The organism is Paracoccus sp. AK26, assembly GCF_011801365.1.
In the GTDB taxonomy this organism is placed as follows: Bacteria; Pseudomonadota; Alphaproteobacteria; order Rhodobacterales; family Rhodobacteraceae; genus Paracoccus; species Paracoccus aerius.
The window spans coordinates 2,048,812-2,064,007 of sequence record NZ_CP041041.1; the positions used below are offsets into that span (position 1 = coordinate 2,048,812).

15 protein-coding genes are annotated in these 15,196 nt (G+C 67.0%); 12 read left to right on the top strand and 3 right to left on the bottom strand.

Translation table 11 applies throughout. The annotated features are described in order from the left end of the window. Window positions 1–3: 3 nt before the first annotated feature. The 5 genes from odhB to FIU66_RS10150 are packed head-to-tail and all read left to right on the top strand — an operon-like array spanning window position 4 to window position 4,275. On the top strand, window positions 4–1,596 hold the full coding sequence (gene odhB / locus FIU66_RS10130) for a 2-oxoglutarate dehydrogenase complex dihydrolipoyllysine-residue succinyltransferase (RefSeq protein ID WP_167622587.1): 1,593 nt from the start codon (window positions 4–6) through the stop codon (window positions 1,594–1,596). 56 nt (window positions 1,597–1,652) lie between these two features. Continuing rightward, the gene (locus tag FIU66_RS10135) at window positions 1,653–1,907 is read left to right on the top strand and encodes a hypothetical protein (RefSeq protein WP_167622588.1); all 255 of its coding nucleotides are present in this window, start codon (window positions 1,653–1,655) and stop codon (window positions 1,905–1,907) included. A 2-nt stretch (window positions 1,908–1,909) separates the two neighbouring features. Then, window positions 1,910–2,299 (top strand): MAPEG family protein, encoded by a 390-nt coding sequence (locus FIU66_RS10140; protein ID WP_167622589.1) that lies wholly within the window; start codon window positions 1,910–1,912, stop codon window positions 2,297–2,299. A 46-nt stretch (window positions 2,300–2,345) separates the two neighbouring features. Further along, complete coding sequence (lpdA, locus tag FIU66_RS10145; RefSeq protein ID WP_167622590.1) at window positions 2,346–3,740, top strand: dihydrolipoyl dehydrogenase; 1,395 nt, start codon at window positions 2,346–2,348, stop codon at window positions 3,738–3,740. Next, complete coding sequence (locus tag FIU66_RS10150) at window positions 3,733–4,275, top strand: lytic transglycosylase domain-containing protein (RefSeq protein WP_240544657.1); 543 nt, start codon at window positions 3,733–3,735, stop codon at window positions 4,273–4,275. Before lpdA ends, FIU66_RS10150 begins: the two co-directional genes overlap by 8 nt. A gap of 80 nt (window positions 4,276–4,355) precedes the next feature. Here the strand turns inward: FIU66_RS10150 and pgk are convergent, their stop codons facing one another. After that, complete coding sequence (gene pgk, locus FIU66_RS10155) at window positions 4,356–5,561, bottom strand: phosphoglycerate kinase (protein WP_167622591.1); 1,206 nt, start codon at window positions 5,559–5,561, stop codon at window positions 4,356–4,358. Between the two features lie 163 nt (window positions 5,562–5,724). Between pgk and FIU66_RS10160 the strand changes: the two genes are divergently transcribed. The 7 genes from FIU66_RS10160 (at window position 5,725) to glmM (ending at window position 13,525) form a co-directional block, all read left to right on the top strand. Beyond that, window positions 5,725–6,231 carry a peptidylprolyl isomerase gene (locus tag FIU66_RS10160; protein ID WP_167622592.1) on the top strand — a complete coding sequence of 169 codons (507 nt, stop codon included), beginning with the start codon at window positions 5,725–5,727 and terminating at the stop codon, window positions 6,229–6,231. Further along, window positions 6,224–6,814: a peptidylprolyl isomerase gene (locus tag FIU66_RS10165; RefSeq protein WP_167622593.1), complete on the top strand. Its 591-nt coding sequence runs from the start codon at window positions 6,224–6,226 to the stop codon at window positions 6,812–6,814. The genes FIU66_RS10160 and FIU66_RS10165 overlap by 8 nt, the downstream gene beginning before the upstream one ends. Window positions 6,815–6,890: 76 nt before the next feature. Continuing rightward, window positions 6,891–9,434, top strand: coding sequence for a putative PEP-binding protein (locus tag FIU66_RS10170; RefSeq protein ID WP_167622594.1), 2,544 nt, complete (start codon window positions 6,891–6,893; stop codon window positions 9,432–9,434). Window positions 9,435–9,729: 295 nt separating this feature from the next. Continuing rightward, entirely contained in the window at window positions 9,730–10,383 is a 654-nt protein-coding gene (locus FIU66_RS10175) for a cell wall hydrolase (protein ID WP_167622595.1), read from the top strand. Window positions 10,384–10,425: 42 nt separating this feature from the next. Then, a complete protein-coding gene (locus FIU66_RS10180; RefSeq protein ID WP_167622596.1) occupies window positions 10,426–11,208 on the top strand; it encodes a dihydroneopterin aldolase in 783 nt (260 codons plus the stop codon). Continuing rightward, entirely contained in the window at window positions 11,205–12,182 is a 978-nt protein-coding gene (gene folP, locus FIU66_RS10185) for a dihydropteroate synthase (protein WP_167622597.1), read from the top strand. Before FIU66_RS10180 ends, folP begins: the two co-directional genes overlap by 4 nt. Next, complete coding sequence (glmM, locus tag FIU66_RS10190; protein WP_167622598.1) at window positions 12,179–13,525, top strand: phosphoglucosamine mutase; 1,347 nt, start codon at window positions 12,179–12,181, stop codon at window positions 13,523–13,525. The genes folP and glmM overlap by 4 nt, the downstream gene beginning before the upstream one ends. A gap of 66 nt (window positions 13,526–13,591) precedes the next feature. On the opposite strand, the gene FIU66_RS10195 is transcribed toward glmM, so the two are convergent. Next, the gene (locus FIU66_RS10195; protein WP_167622599.1) at window positions 13,592–14,725 is read right to left on the bottom strand and encodes an FAD-dependent oxidoreductase; all 1,134 of its coding nucleotides are present in this window, start codon (window positions 14,723–14,725) and stop codon (window positions 13,592–13,594) included. Window positions 14,726–14,729: 4 nt separating this feature from the next. Then, on the bottom strand, window positions 14,730–15,152 hold the full coding sequence (dksA, locus tag FIU66_RS10200) for an RNA polymerase-binding protein DksA (RefSeq protein WP_167622600.1): 423 nt from the start codon (window positions 15,150–15,152) through the stop codon (window positions 14,730–14,732). Window positions 15,153–15,196: the final 44 nt, after the last annotated feature.

The following is a 15,196-nucleotide window of genomic DNA, read 5'->3' on the forward strand; positions in this document are numbered from 1 at the left end:
CCGATGCCCATCGAAGTCCGCGTGCCCGCACTGGGCGAATCGGTCACCGAGGCGACGGTCGCCACCTGGTTCAAGAAACCGGGTGACGCCGTCGCGGTGGACGAGATGCTGTGCGAGCTGGAAACAGACAAGGTGACAGTCGAGGTGCCAAGCCCTGCGGCGGGCACCCTGGCCGAAATCCTTGCGGCGGAAGGCGAGACTGTCGGCCCCGACGCCCTGCTGGCCCAGATCTCTCAAGGCGGCCAGAATGATACCCCCAAAGACCACCCGCAGGCCGAGACGGCCCAGAAGACCCCGGAAGGACAAAAACAGATGAGCGGCAAATCCGTGGACGTGATGGTGCCCGCGCTTGGCGAAAGCGTGACCGAGGCGACCGTGGCCACCTGGTTCAAGAAGCCGGGCGACACAGTCGCCGTGGACGAGATGCTGTGCGAACTGGAAACCGACAAGGTGTCGGTCGAGGTTCCCAGCCCTGCCGCTGGCGTCCTGGCCGACATCCTCGCCGAGGAAGGCGCTACCGTCGATGCCAAGGCGCGCCTGGCCATCATCACCGAAGGCGCTGCCGGGAATGCCGGCGCATCGGCCCCCCAGCCCGCGTCGTCCAACAAGGGCGCCTACGGAAATGCCGCGGCCCCCGTCGGCTCCGCCTCGGGCGGCGAGGACGGTGTGACGGCCGGCGAGGTCGGATCCCCCGGTGCCGGCCCCGAGCAGACCCAGCCCCGCACCGATGTCGAGGATGCGCCCTCGGCCAAGAAGGCGATGGCCGAAAAGGGCGTCAGCCGCGACCAGGTGACGGGTTCCGGCCGTGACGGCCGCGTGATGAAGGAAGACGTGGCCAAGGCACAGCCCGCGCCCAAGGCCGCCGTTCCGGCTGCCCCCCGCACGGCCGAGGACGCCGCGCGCGAGGAACGCGTCAAGATGACGCGGTTGCGCCAGACTATCGCGCGTCGCCTGAAGGACGCGCAGAACACCGCGGCGATGCTGACGACCTACAATGAGGCCGACATGTCCGGCATCATGCAGCTTCGCAACGAATACAAGGACGCCTTCGAGAAGAAGCACAAGGTCAAGCTGGGCTTCATGTCCTTCTTCGTGAAGGCCTGCTGCCACGCCTTGAAGGAAGTGCCCGAGGTCAACGCCGAGATCGACGGCACCGACGTGGTCTACAAGAACTATGTCAACATGGGCGTGGCGGTGGGCACGCCTTCGGGTCTGGTCGTTCCGGTCGTGCGCGACGCGGACCAGAAGGGCTTTGCCGCGATCGAGAAGGAAATCGGCGAACTTGGCACCAAGGGCCGCGACGGCAAGCTGACCATGCAGGAAATGCAGGGGGGCACCTTCACCATCTCGAACGGCGGGGTTTATGGCTCGCTGATGTCCTCGCCCATCCTGAACCCCCCGCAGTCAGGCATCCTGGGGATGCACAAGATCCAGGAACGCCCGGTCGTGGTCGGCGGGCAGATCGTCATCCGGCCGATGATGTATCTGGCGCTGTCCTATGACCACCGGATCGTGGACGGCAAGGGCGCCGTGACCTTCCTGGTGCGGGTCAAAGAGGCGCTGGAGGATCCGCGCCGGTTGCTGATGGACCTGTAAGGTCCGACGGCGCCGCTGCATCCGTGGCGGCGCCTTTTTCGACAAAGGGACAGTCTATGCAAATGATCGCCCACTATACCGTCGCCGACCCCGTCCCCTTCCGCACGGCATTCGATGCCGATGCCGAGGATCGCGGGCGCAACGGATTGTCGCTGCTGCAATTGTGGCGCGAGGATGACCGCAATCACTGGGCGCTGTTCCAGGTGACGGATGCAAAGGCGGCGCGGGCCTATCTGTCCGGCGGCGCGGCACCGTTCAACGCGCAGGCCGGTGTGACGGGCGTGGACTTTCATTTCGTGGAAACGGCCTGAGCATGACGCCCGAACTGACTGTCCTGGCGCTTGCGGGGCTGTTGCAGGCCGTCCAGTTTGCAGCCTTTTCGGTTGCGGCGAACCTTCAGGTCGGGCCGCGCGTGGCGATGGGCCCGCGGGACAGCGCACCATCGTTGAAGGGCACCGCAGGACGGCTGCAGAGGGCGCTGAACAATCATTTCGAAGGGCTGATCCTGTTCACGCTTGCGGTCGTGGTGGTGACGCTGGGCGGTCAAGGCAGCGGCACGACCGCCGCCTGCGCATGGATTTATCTTGCGGCGCGAATCCTCTATGTGCCGGCCTATGTCTTTGGCTGGGTGCCGTGGCGCTCGGTCATATGGGCCGTGGGATTTGCGGCGACGATGGTGATGATACTGGCTGCGCTGTTCTAGGCATCGCCCTGGACGCCGGCCATGAGGGACAATGAAGGAGAAGTCGATGTCCACCTATGACCTGATCGTGATCGGGGCGGGACCGGGCGGCTATGTCTGCGCGATCCGGGCAGCCCAGCTGGGTCTCAGGGTCGCCTGCGTCGAGGGCCGCGAGACCCTGGGCGGCACCTGCCTGAACGTGGGCTGCATCCCGTCCAAGGCCCTGCTGCACGCCAGCCACATGCTGCACGAAACGCACGAGAACTTTGCCAAGATGGGCCTGATGGCGGGCCATGTCGATGTCGACTGGCAGAAGATGCAGAGCTACAAGGCCGAAACCGTCGGCGGCAACACCAAGGGCATCGAGTTCCTGTTCAAGAAGAACAAGATCGACTGGTTGAAGGGCTGGGCCGTCATCGAGGCGGCGGGCAAGGTCAAGGTCGGCGACACGACCTACGACGCGAAGAACATCGTGATCGCTTCAGGCTCGGTTCCGTCGTCGCTGAAGGGTGTCACGGTCGACAATGACGCGGGCATCGTGGTGGATTCGACCGGCGCGCTTGCGCTGCCCAAGATCCCGCAGTCGATGGTGGTGATCGGCGCGGGGGTGATCGGGTTGGAACTGGGCTCCGTCTATGCCCGGCTTGGCACCCAGGTAACCGTTGTCGAATATCTCGACGCCATCACCCCCGGCATGGACGCCGAGGTGCAGAAGCAGTTCCAGAAGATCCTGACCAAGCAGGGCTTGAAATTCGTCCTCGGCGCCGCCGTATCGGGGGTCGAGGCCGCCGATGGCGGGGCCAAGGTCAGCTATACCCTGCGCAAGGACAACAGCGAACACATGCTGGAGGCCGAGACGGTCCTGGTCGCCACCGGCCGCCGCCCCTATGCCGATGGCCTTGGTCTTGATGCCCTGGGCGTTCAGATGACCGACCGCGGCTATATCAAGGTCGACGGACACTGGGCGACGTCCGTCCCCGGCATCTATGCCATCGGCGACGCGGTGCCCGGCCCGATGCTGGCCCACAAGGCCGAGGACGAGGGCATGGCCGTGGCCGAGGTGATTGCCGGCAAGCATGGCCACGTGAACTATGACCTGATTCCCGGCGTGATCTATACAATGCCCGAGGTCGCCACAGTCGGCCTGACCGAGGAAGCCGCAAAGGAAGGCGGCCGCAAGATCAAGGTCGGAAAGTTCCCCTTCATGGGCAATGCCCGCGCCAAGGCGGTCATGCAGGCCGACGGCTTCGTCAAGCTGATCGCCGATGCGGAAACCGACCGGATCCTGGGTTGCCACATCATCGGTCCCAACGCCGGCGAGATGATCCACGAGGTTTGCGTGGCGATGGAGTTCGGCGCCTCGGCCGAGGATCTGGCCCTGACCTGCCATGCACATCCGACCACCTCGGAAGCGGTGCGGGAAGCGGCGCTTGCCTGCGGGGATGGCGCCATCCATGTCTGACCTGGAACGGGGGGCGCTGCCCCCCTCGGTGCTGGCGCGTCTCACCCCTCGGGGTGCTTCGCCACAGAAGATGGGGCGACGTGGCCTGATCCTGGCGGTTTTAGCGCTTGCCGCCTGCGGGGGTGGCCGGCGTGAGCAGATGCCGGCCGGGCTGGGCCGCAACGGGCTTTACCCGAACGAGACGCCGCAGTTGCGCGCGCGCATCAATTATTGGTCGCGCCATTACGAGGTGCCACCTGCGATGGTGCAGCGGATCATCCTGCGCGAATCCCAGCACCGGCCCGGTGCCCGCAACGGCCCCTATTATGGGCTGATGCAGTTGAACCCGCAGACGGCCCGCACCATGGGCCATCGCGGATCGCCCGAGGCGCTGCTGGATGCGGATACCAACCTGCGTTACGGCGTCAAATACCTGCGCGGCGCCTGGATGGTGGCAGACGGCAACCCGGACAGGACGGTGATGTGGTATTCGCGCGGCTATTACTATGAGGCCAAGCGAAAGGGCCTGTTGAAGCAGACCGGCCTGCGCGGCTAGCCCATCTTCTGTGCTAGAATATTCTCGGGGGTCAATTGTGCCCGGGGCGCAAGAGGGGGCGCGAACGCCCCCTTTCTTCGTCAGCCGTTCCGCGCGTCCTTCAGGACCGCGACACCGGGCAGTTCCTTGCCTTCCATCCATTCCAGGAAGGCCCCCCCGGCGGTCGAGATGAAGGTGAAATCTCCCGCCACGCCCGCCTTGTTCAGTGCAGCGACAGTATCGCCACCGCCCGCGACCGAAGTCAGCGTGCCGTTGCGGGTCATCTCGGCCGCCGCCCGGGCGGCGGCATTGGTGGCGTTGTCGAAAGGCTCGATCTCGAAGGCGCCCAAGGGGCCGTTCCAGATCAGCGTCTTGCAATGGCCCATCGCCTCGCGCAGCGCGTCCACGGTGGCGGGACCGGCATCCAGGATCATCGCATCGGCCGGGCATTGATCGACCGGCAGCACCTGCGATTCCGCGCCGGCCTTGAATTCGCGCGCCACCACGATGTCCAGCGGCAGATGAATCACGCAGCCGCCCTGGTCGGCCTTTTCCAGGATCTGCCGGGCGGTGTCGGCCATGTCGCGTTCAGCCAGGGACTTGCCCACTTCGACACCCTTGGCGACCAGAAAGGTATTGGCCATGCCGCCGCCGATCACCAGGTGATCGACCTTGTCCACCAGGTTCATCAGCAGGTCCAGCTTGGTCGAAACCTTGGCTCCGCCCACCACGGCCATCACCGGGCGCTGCGGATTGCCAAGCGCTGCGTCAAGCGCCTTGAGCTCCGCCTCCATCAGCCGCCCAGCCCCCGCCGGCAGCAGGCGGGCCAGCCCCTCGGTCGAACCATGCGCCCGGTGCGCGGCCGAGAAGGCGTCGTTGATGAAGACCTTGCCAAGTGCTGCGATGGATGCGGCGAAGGTCGGGTCGTTCTTTTCCTCGCCCTCGTGGAAACGGGTGTTTTCCAGCAAAGCCACGTCTCCGGGCTTCAGGTCGGCCACCACGCGCTTGGCCGGGCCGCCGATGCAGTCGTCTGCAAAGACGACCTGTTGCCCAAGCGCCGCTTCCAGGGCGGGGACGATCTGCTTCAGGCTCATGCTGTCGACGCGCTTGCCCTTGGGGCGGTCGAAATGCGCCAGCAGAACGGGGATGCCGCCCTTGGCCTGGATGTCCTTGACCGTGGGCACGATCTTCTCGATCCGTGTCGCGTCGGTCACGCGACCGTCTTCCACCGGCACGTTCACGTCCACGCGGGTCAGGACGACCTTGCCGTCCATGTCCAGGTCATCGATCGTCTTGAAATCGGCCATCGCGTCGTCCTTTCGGGCTTTTGGGGCGTCCGAGGCTTGTCCCGCATGGGGCGGGCGGCGTCAACTCTCGCGTAAGGGTGATCCCGCCGTGAACGGGTTTGCGCGTTGCCCTTGGGGCGCCAAAGCCCTAGACCAAGGACCGAACGTGGCAAAGGAGGGCCGCATGGCCGAGATCAAGGATCCCGAAAACACCATCATCATCGAGCTGAAGGACGGCCCCGTCGTCATCGAGCTGTTGACCGATGTTGCCCCCAAACATGCCGAGCGCATGAAGGAACTGGCGCGCGCCGGGAAATACGACAACGTGGCCTTCCACCGGGTGATCGAGGGCTTCATGGCCCAGACCGGCGACGTGCAGCACGCCAACATGGAAAACAACTACAACCCCGGCCGTTCGGGCACGGGCGGGTCGGACCTGCCGGACCTGCCGGCCGAGTTTTCCAAGCTGCCGCATGACCGTGGCACCCTGGGCGCGGCGCGGTCGCAGAACCCCAACAGCGCCAACAGCCAGTTCTTCATCAACTTCAAGGACAACCATTTCCTGAACGGCCAGTATACCGTCTATGGCCGGGTCGTTTCGGGGATGGAGCACGTGGACAAGATCGCGCGCGGCGAGCCGCCTGCGAACCCCGACCGCATGATCAGCGTCAAGGTGGCTGCCGATGCGTAAGCTGCTGATCCCCGCATTCGTCCTGGCCGCAACGGCGGCCCATGCCCAGGCCCCCGCGCATGAAGACGGCCCCGGCCCGAACATGGTGATCGAAGTGGCTGCCGCCGACGGCACGTCCAAGGGCACCATCACGCTGGATCTTCTGGCCGACAAGGCGCCGAACCATGTCGCGCGCCTTGTCGAACTGGCCAAGGCCGGCGCCTATGACGGCGTGGTCTTCCATCGCGTGATCGACGGCTTCATGGCCCAGACCGGCGACGTGGAACATGGCAAGCATGACGGCGCCAGCACCAACATGGCCGGCATGGGCGGATCCGACCTGCCCGACCTGGAAGCCGAGTTCAACGACGTCTCGTTCCAGGCGGGCACCGTGGGCATGGCTCGTGCGCAGGATCCGAACAGCGCCAACAGCCAGTTCTTCATCGACCTGGCTCCGGCGACCTTCCTTGACGGGCAATATACCGTCGTGGGCCAACTGGTCGAAGGCTGGGACGTGCTGAACCAGATCAAGAAGGGCGATGCCAACGCCAATGGCGCCGTCGAGGAGCCTGACTATATGGCGAAAGTCACGATCGTCGAATAAGACGGAATTAAGGGGGCCACGGCCCCCTTTTTTCGCGCTTGCAGCATGGGCTTTGGCCCGCCTATGGTCGCGCAAGATGGAACCGCGCGACCTTCCCGACGTGACCGAAATCACCCCCTCGGCCGGGGTTGAGCGTGCCTGTCACGGCTGGCGTGCGAAATGCCTGCAGCGGTTGGTCAGGATGCGCCTGCCGGTCCCGCGCAGCTTTGCCATTCCCTCGGAAACCGTGCAGTCGATCGCCACGGGGAAACCCGTCGATCTTGGGGCCTTGTCGGATCTGTTCTCGGAAGGCGACGGATTGGTCAGCGTCCGACCCTCGGCCCTGATGCCGGAATGGGGCGGGCCCGGGACGGTCCTGAACGTGGGCATAAACGCCCAAACCCATGACCGGTTGGCCCGCCGCATCGGTCGCGCCAATGCCGACACGCTGTATCGCCGTTTCGTCCAGGGATACGCGATCAACATCGCCCGCCTTGATCCCGACATGTTCGCGCAGGAAGGTGAAAACGCCCTGGCCGAGGCCCTGCGCAGCTATCGCGAGGAAACGGACGAGGATTTTCCCCAGGATCCCGCAACCCAACTGGCCGAGGTGCTGCGGTCGATGGCCCGCGCCTGGGAAGGGCCCACGGCGCGGCTGCTGCGCCAGGCCAAGGGCGCGCCGTCGAATGCTCCGCTGGGACTGGTCGTGCAGCAGATGGTGCTAGGCCAGGGACCGGGCCTTTGCGGGTCGGGCAGCATCCAGTTCGCCGATTCCGTCACCGGTGCGCCACGCGTCACCGGCCGCTTCCGCCGCCAGCATCATGGCGGCGCGGACGGGGCCGGGGCGGAAACCCAGTTCCTGACCCGCGACACCCGTGGCCCTTCCCTGGAAGAATCCGCGCCCGAGGTCTTTGCCGACCTGATCCGCTTCGGCGTCGCCGCGCGCGAGCGCCTGCGCGAGGAAATGCAGATCGAGTTCGTGGTAATGGACGGCCAGATCGCCATCATCGATGCGACCCGCGTGCAGCGCACGTCGCGCGCGGGCGTGCGGATCGCGGTGGCCCTGGCCCGTGACGGCATCATCCCGGAATCCGAGGCCGTGATGCGCGTCGAACCGCGCGCCCTGGCCGACCTTCTGCACCAGCAGGTCGATCCCCGCGCCCCGCGCGAGGTGATTGCCCGCGGCATCAACGCAAGCCCCGGCGCGGCCACGGGGCGGATCGTCTTCACCTCGGCTGCGGCCCAGGCCGCCGCCGCGCGCGACGAGGCCTGCATCCTGGTGCGCCGCGAAACCGTCCCCGAGGATGTGCGCGGGATGCACGCATCCGTGGGGGTGCTGACCGAACGCGGAGGCACCACCAGCCATGCGGCGGTGATCGCACGCGGCATGGGCCTGCCCTGCATCGTCGGTGCCACGGGCATCAGCATCGACGCCCGGCAGCGCACGCTGCGCGCAGGCGGCACCGTCCTGCGCGAGGGGGACGAGATCACCATCGACGGATCATCCGGAGAGGTTCTGGCCGGCTGCGTGCCCCTGCTGGAACCAGCGCTTGACGACAACTTCACCCAGCTTCTGGACTGGGCGGACGCGGCGGGCGGCATCGGGGTGCGCGCCAATGCCGATACGCCCGAGGATGCCCGCACTGCGCGCCGCTTCAAGGCCCAGGGCATCGGGTTGTGTCGGACCGAGCACATGTTCTTCGACGCCGAGCGCCTGCCCGCCATGCGCGAGATGATCTTTGCCGACAAGCCCGAGGATCGGCGCCTGGCCCTGGACCGCATCCTGCCCATGCAGCGCCAGGATTTCACCGCCTTGTTCGAGATCATGGCAGGGCTGCCCGTCACCATCCGCCTGTTCGACCCGCCCCTGCACGAATTCCTGCCCCACGACCGCGAAGGCTTGCGCGACCTAGCCGATTCGCTGGACCTGCCCCTGTCTGACGTGACCCGCCGGGTCGAGGCCCTGTCCGAGTTCAACCCCATGCTCGGGATGCGCGGGGTCCGCCTGGGGATCACCGTTCCCGAAATCTATGACATGCAGGCCCGCGCCATCTTCGAGGCCACGGTCGAGGCCAGCCGCAAGGGCGACCCCGTCGTCCCCGAGATCATGATCCCCCTTGTCAGCGCCATGCGCGAGGTCGAGTTGGTCAAGAACCGCATCGACGCGGTCGCAGCCGCCGTCAGGAACGACCGGCGCGCCGATTTCGCCTATCGCCTGGGCGTGATGGTTGAAACGCCCCGCGCCTGCCTGCGGGCGGGCGACATCGCGGCGCATTCGGCCTTTCTGTCCTTCGGCACGAACGACCTGACGCAGATGACCTATGGCCTGTCGCGCGATGACGCGGGACGCTTCATGGCCACCTATGTGGGGCAAGGGGTCTATGCCGAAGACCCGTTCCACTGCCTTGACCAGGACGGGGTGGGCGAACTGCTGCTAACGGGCGCGCAGCGGGCACGCCGTCAGCATCCGGGCATCACCATCTCGGTCTGCGGCGAACATGGCGGCAATCCCGAATCGATTGCCTTCTGCCATGACGCGGGCTTCGACTATGTCTCCTGCTCGCCTTTCCGCGTGCCTGTGGCCCGGCTTGCGGCGGCGCAATCTTCGCTGCGGCCGCGCTTGCGGCACGAAGATCGATAGACTTTCGACCGGCCCAACGAATCACTGAAACCTTGTTTGAGCCGCCCGTATCGGGTCCGCCCCGGACCTTGTTGGGTGCTGTCACGCTGATTCTTGCCAGTTAACCATTTTGTCGTCGGCAGGAAGCTGCCGGAAATCTTGGTTTCGGGCGCTCACGCCCGTCTCACGGACAAGTGGCATGGCCCGGGCGATCCGTAAAACCGTAATCATTCCGCAGACGCCAAGGGGGCCATCTGCTCGGGTTTCCGCGGCGATGTTAACGCCCTGTCCATCTGGCACGGTTATAGGATTGCTTATGAAAACGCTGCTTCGGCGGACGGCGCCGCTTTGTCTGTGCGCCTCTGCCCTGACCCTTACGGCCACAGGCGCCTCGGCGGGCAACGGATCGCTGTTCTCGTCCGATGCGGGACTTTTTGCGGCTGTCGCGAACCGGGCGGAGAGCCCTCGCCCGACGCCGCTTCTATATACGGATGCCGAGCCTGTGAAGGTGGAAAACCCCGTCGCGGACGAAATTCCTTCGGCCAAGACCTTTCTTGCCAGCAGCCGGGGCCGCTTCAACGAACGCGACCTGAATTGCCTGGCCGAAGCCATCTATCACGAGGCGCGCGGCGAAAGCACGCAGGGCCAGGCCGCCGTGGCCGAGGTGATCCTGAACCGGGTCGAAAGCCGGCAATTCCCGCCCTCGGTCTGCGGTGTCGTGAACCAGCCCAGCCAGTTCAGCTACACGATCGGCGGGAAGAAGAAGATCGGCAACAAGGCCGCCTATCTGCGCGCCCGCGACATCGCCCGCAACGCCCTGTCCGGCGCACCGCGCGTGCTGACCGGCGGCGCCACCTATTTCCACACGCCTGCCGTGCGCCCTTCATGGTCGCATCGTTTCCAGCGCACCGTGCGGATCGGCCAGCACATCTTCTATCGTCCGGGCGGGCAGCGGGTCGCCTCGAACTAAGGCGGGCTTGCCTGCCGCGCGGATTTGCGGTGAATGGCGGGCATGACCCAACCCGACCGCATCCACCTGCGCGACCATGTCGTGACCGCCGAAATCGGTGCCTTTCAATCCGAACGGGGCCAGACGCAGCGCCTGCGCTTTGACCTGACCGTTGATCTGCGCGACCCTGTTGACGGGGCGGACGATCACGTGGACCGGATCCTGTCCTATGACGTGCTGGTCCAGGCGATCGACGCGGCCCTGGCCGATCAGCGCTACAACCTGGTCGAAACCCTGGCCGAGCGGATTGCCGCCGAGGTTCTGGCCGACCCCCGCGCCGCCCGGATCGAGGTCACCGTCGAAAAGCTGGACCGTGGCCCCGGCGCCCTTGGCATCACCATCAGCCGCGCCGCGGGCAGGGTGGCCGTGACGCCCGCCCATCTGCCGGTGCGGATCATCGTCGGGCGACCCGCCCACCTGCCGCCCGGCGCGGCCGTGGTCCTGCCCGACGCCCCCGTCCAGCCACTGCCGCAGGGCGGCGACGCGCGCCGCCTGGCGCTGCTGGGTCTGGATCAGTCTGCCTGGATCCTGGCCGCCACGCTGGGGATCGAGGTGGCCGAGACCCGGACGGAGCTTGACGCCGCGATCCGTGCGGGACGCGCGGTCGTCTGGGCCCCCGCGCGCCTTGCTGTCGAGGCGCCCGATGTTGCGCCGGAAGGTGCGGCGCTTGCGCTTTGGCTGGCGCCCCGGCTGGCAGCCGACCGCATCGACATCGCAGGCCCCCTGCCCGCCCTGCCGCCGGATTTGGCAGTTCCGGTGGAACGCATCCGGGGCGGCGACGAATGACCCTCTATTACCGCCCCGTTCCTGTCGCTCATGGCCGCCATCGGCTCGCAGGCGGCTGGACCCGTTTTTCGCAGGTCGAGGTGCTGCAGCGCGGCCAGTCGCCGCGCGTCACCGACGACATCCCAGCCGAAGTCCTGGAGCGGCTGGCCATGCCCCGCGCAGGGATGCTGGGCCTCCCGCTCGACCGGCCGCGGGTGATGGGCATCGTGAATGCCACGCCCGACAGTTTCTCGGACGGCGGCCGCTATGAGGCTGTGGCCCAAGGCCACCGGCTGCTGGACGAGGGCGCGGACATTCTGGACATCGGCGGCGAATCGACCCGCCCAGGTGCGGCCGAGGTGGCAGTGGACGAGGAAATCGCCCGCATCGTCCCCGCAATCCGCGCCCTGGCGGACCTGGCGCCCGTCTCGGCCGACACGCGCAAGGCGGCGGTCGCCCGGGCCGCGCTTGGCGCCGGGGCCGCGATGATCAACGACGTGTCGGGCTTTGACTTCGATGCGGCCATGGCTCCGTTGGTTGCGGAGGCTGGCGTCCCGGTCTGCCTGATGCACGCGCAGGGCCTGCCCGAGACGATGCAGGACGATCCGCGCTATGACAACGTGCTGCTGGATGTCTATGACGCGCTTGAGGCGCGGGTGCGGCGGGCCGAGGCAGCAGGGATTTCGCGCGACAGGATCATCGTCGATCCGGGCATCGGCTTCGGCAAGACGCAGGCTCATAATCTTGCGATCCTGCGGCGCATATCGCTGTATCATGGGCTGGGTTGCCCGGTCCTTCTGGGTGTCTCGCGCAAGCGGTTCATCGGGACGCTGGGCGGCGCCGAGGATCCGGCAGACCGGGCGCCGGGCACGCTGGCGGTGACGCTGGCGGCCGTGGCGCAGGGGGTGCAGGTTCACCGTGTCCATGACGTGGGCGCGGTGGTTCAGGGACTGCGGCTGTGGCAGGCCGTCAACAACGAAAAGGCAGAACAATGAGCAGAGGCTTGTTCGGGACAGACGGCGTGCGCGGGCGCGCCAACACCCATCCCATGACCGCCGAGATGGCATTGCGGTTGGGCGCGGCGGCGGGGCGGTATTTCCGCCGCGACAGCAAGGACAGCGTGCATCGTGTGGTGATCGGCAAGGACACGCGGCTGTCGGGCTATATGCTGGAAAACGCGCTAACGGCGGGCCTGACCAGCACCGGCATGAACGTGCTGCTGCTGGGGCCGGTGCCGACGCCCGCCGTAGGTTTCCTGACCCGCTCGATGCGGGCGGATGTGGGCATCATGATCTCGGCCAGCCACAACCCGGCCGAGGACAACGGCATCAAGTTCTTCGGCCCCGACGGCTTCAAGCTGTCGGACGAGGCCGAGGCCGAGATCGAGCGCATCGTCGCGGGCGAGATCGCCCCCGCCCAGCCCGGCAATATCGGCCGCGCCAAGCGGATCGACGACGGGCGCGGCCGCTATGTCGAATATGCCAAGACCACCTTCCCGGCGGGTCGCCGCCTGGACGGCCTGCGGGTGGTGATCGACTGCGCCAATGGCGCGGCCTATCGCGCCGCCCCGGACGTGCTGTGGGAACTGGGCGCCGACGTGATCCCCATCGGCGTCGAACCCGACGGGCGCAACATCAACGCGGGCGTCGGTTCGACCCATCCCAACACCTGCGCCGCGGCGGTGCTGACGCATGGCGCGCATCTGGGCATCAGCCTGGACGGCGACGCGGACCGGGTCATCATCATCGACGAAAAGGGCCAGGTGGCCGATGGCGACCAGATCATGGCGCTGATGGCTGCCCGCTGGGCCGACCAGGGCCGGCTGAAGGGCAGCGCCCTGGTCGCCACCGTCATGTCCAACCTGGGGCTGGAACATTTCCTGCAAGGCCGCGGGCTGCGGCTGGAACGCACCAAGGTCGGCGACCGCTATGTGGTCGAGCGGATGCGCGAGGGAGGCTTCAACCTGGGCGGCGAGCAGTCGGGCCATATCGTGATGACCGACTATGCCACGACCGGAGACGGTTTGATCGCCGCGATGCAGTTCCTGGCCGCCATGGCCGAGACCGGGCAAAGCGCCAGCAGCCTGGCCGCGCAGTTCGACCCGGTGCCGCAGATGCTGAAGAACGTCCGCTACGCCGCAGGCGCCGACCCCCTGTCGGCTGCCGAGGTGCGCGCGGTGATCGCGGATGCCGAGGCACGGCTGGCGGGAACCGGCCGCGTCCTGATCCGCAAGTCGGGCACCGAGCCCCTGATCCGCGTCATGGCCGAAGCCGAGAACGAAACCGTCCTGCGCGAGGTCGTGGACGGGATCGTCGCGGCGGTGGAAAAGGCAGCCTGAGGCCGTGACCGCCGGGGGCTTCGCGCCCCCGGACCCCCGCGGGATATTTGGCCCAAAGTGAAAGGTTCAGGGCGCTTCCGTCACCGGGTCGAAGTCGTAAATCCAGTCGAAGCGCGACAGGATCGCCCCAGGCGCGACCTTGCCGCCGATCCGCAGGGCGGCATGGGCGGCCAGCCGTTTCGGTCCCGTCAGGTGATAGTTGCGCGCATTGTCATTCGCTGCGGCAACGATCCGCGTCGTGCGCGGCTTGCGCAGGCTTTCATAACGCAACAAGGCGGCCTGCTGGTCGGGCGTATGGTCCAGGCAGGCGGCAAGGGTCCACGCATCCTCGATCGCCATGCAGGCGCCCTGTGCCATGAAAGGCAGCGTCGGGTGGGCGGCGTCGCCCAGGATCACGATGCGGCCGTCCTGCCAGCGGGGCGCGACCTCGTGCCGGAACAGGCCCCAGACATGGGTCTGGTCCACCTGCGCCAGCCAGCCGGGCACCGGGCCGCCGAAACGGGCGAAGGCCGCCCGCAGATTGGCGGGGTCGTCGGGATGGGACCAGCCTTCATCCTGCCAGTCGCGGGTTTCCAGGACGGCCACGATGTTGCGCAACCCGCCCGCCAGAGGATAGCTAACCAGGTGCCGACCCGGCCCCATGAAGACTTGGGCCTCGGGGGCATTGGCGGCGTTCTCGTCTGGAATCACGGCCCGCCAGGCGGTCTGGCCGGTGAAGAAGGGCACCTCTCGACCGTTCAAGGCGGTGCGGATGCGACTGTGCAAGCCGTCGGCCCCGATCGCCAGGGTGCCGTCAGGGGGGGTGTCGACGGCTTGGCCGAGTGCAATCCGGACACCTGCCTGCCGGGCGGCATGTTCCAGGATCTCTATCAGGCGGGCGCGGTGGACCAGGCGAAACCGGGCCCGCGGGCGGTGGCGCGCCAGATCCAGCCGCACCACATCGGCGCCGGAAGCATCGCGCAGGCGCACCGCCTGGCTGGGCAGTGATACCGCGTCAAGGGCCGGCATCAGGCCAAGCGCATCCAGCACCCGTGTCGCGTTTGGTGAAAGCTGCAACCCGGCGCCGACTTCCATAATGGCCGGGGCACGTTCCAGGATGGTCACATCCGCGCCTCGCTGGCGCAGGGCGATCGCGGCGGTCAGGCCCGCGACGCCGCCTCCGACGACCGTGACGGGCCGTGATCGAAGCGCGCCGGCCATCGGGTCAGTCGTCGCGGTGGACCCGCTCGCGCCGTTCGTGGCGTTCCTGCGCTTCCAGCGTCATGGTGGCGATGGGACGCGCGTCAAGGCGCTTGAGGCTGATCGGTTCGCCCGTCATCTCGCAATAGCCGTATTCGCCGGTCTCGATCCGGCGCAGGGCCGCGTCGATCTTGCTGACCAGCTTGCGCTGACGGTCCCGGGTGCGCAGCTCGAGCGCGCGGTCGGTTTCTTCGGACGCGCGGTCTGCGATGTCGGGGACATTGCGGGCGCTGTCCTGCAGCCCTTCCAATGTTTCGGCTGACTGGTCCAGCAGTTCCTGCTTCCATGCTTCCAGCTTGCGCCGGAAATATTCAAGCTGCCGGTCGTTCATGAACGGCTCATCCTCGGCGGGACGATAGTCCTGGGGCAGGAAGGTCTGGGCTTTCATAAATCATCTCCGGCGGCGCCGGGTGGAACGCGAAACCGGCACCT

Bases quoted from the DNA above. Each gene is read 5' to 3' on its own strand.
- FIU66_RS10140 (WP_167622589.1), top strand. From the start codon at position 1,910: ATGACGCCCGAACTGACTGTCCTGGCGCTTGCGGGGCTGTTGCAGGCC.
- FIU66_RS10135 (WP_167622588.1), top strand. From the start codon at position 1,653: ATGCAAATGATCGCCCACTATACCGTCGCCGACCCCGTCCCCTTCCGC.
- odhB (WP_167622587.1), top strand. From the start codon at position 4: ATGCCCATCGAAGTCCGCGTGCCCGCACTGGGCGAATCGGTCACCGAG.
- FIU66_RS10150 (WP_240544657.1), top strand. From the start codon at position 3,733: ATGTCTGACCTGGAACGGGGGGCGCTGCCCCCCTCGGTGCTGGCGCGT.
- FIU66_RS10195 (WP_167622599.1), bottom strand. From the start codon at position 14,725: ATGGCCGGCGCGCTTCGATCACGGCCCGTCACGGTCGTCGGAGGCGGC.
- FIU66_RS10160 (WP_167622592.1), top strand. From the start codon at position 5,725: ATGGCCGAGATCAAGGATCCCGAAAACACCATCATCATCGAGCTGAAG.
- dksA (WP_167622600.1), bottom strand. From the start codon at position 15,152: ATGAAAGCCCAGACCTTCCTGCCCCAGGACTATCGTCCCGCCGAGGAT.
- pgk (WP_167622591.1), bottom strand. From the start codon at position 5,561: ATGGCCGATTTCAAGACGATCGATGACCTGGACATGGACGGCAAGGTC.
- glmM (WP_167622598.1), top strand. From the start codon at position 12,179: ATGAGCAGAGGCTTGTTCGGGACAGACGGCGTGCGCGGGCGCGCCAAC.
- FIU66_RS10180 (WP_167622596.1), top strand. From the start codon at position 10,426: ATGACCCAACCCGACCGCATCCACCTGCGCGACCATGTCGTGACCGCC.
- FIU66_RS10175 (WP_167622595.1), top strand. From the start codon at position 9,730: ATGAAAACGCTGCTTCGGCGGACGGCGCCGCTTTGTCTGTGCGCCTCT.
- lpdA (WP_167622590.1), top strand. From the start codon at position 2,346: ATGTCCACCTATGACCTGATCGTGATCGGGGCGGGACCGGGCGGCTAT.
- FIU66_RS10165 (WP_167622593.1), top strand. From the start codon at position 6,224: ATGCGTAAGCTGCTGATCCCCGCATTCGTCCTGGCCGCAACGGCGGCC.
- folP (WP_167622597.1), top strand. From the start codon at position 11,205: ATGACCCTCTATTACCGCCCCGTTCCTGTCGCTCATGGCCGCCATCGG.
- FIU66_RS10170 (WP_167622594.1), top strand. From the start codon at position 6,891: ATGGAACCGCGCGACCTTCCCGACGTGACCGAAATCACCCCCTCGGCC.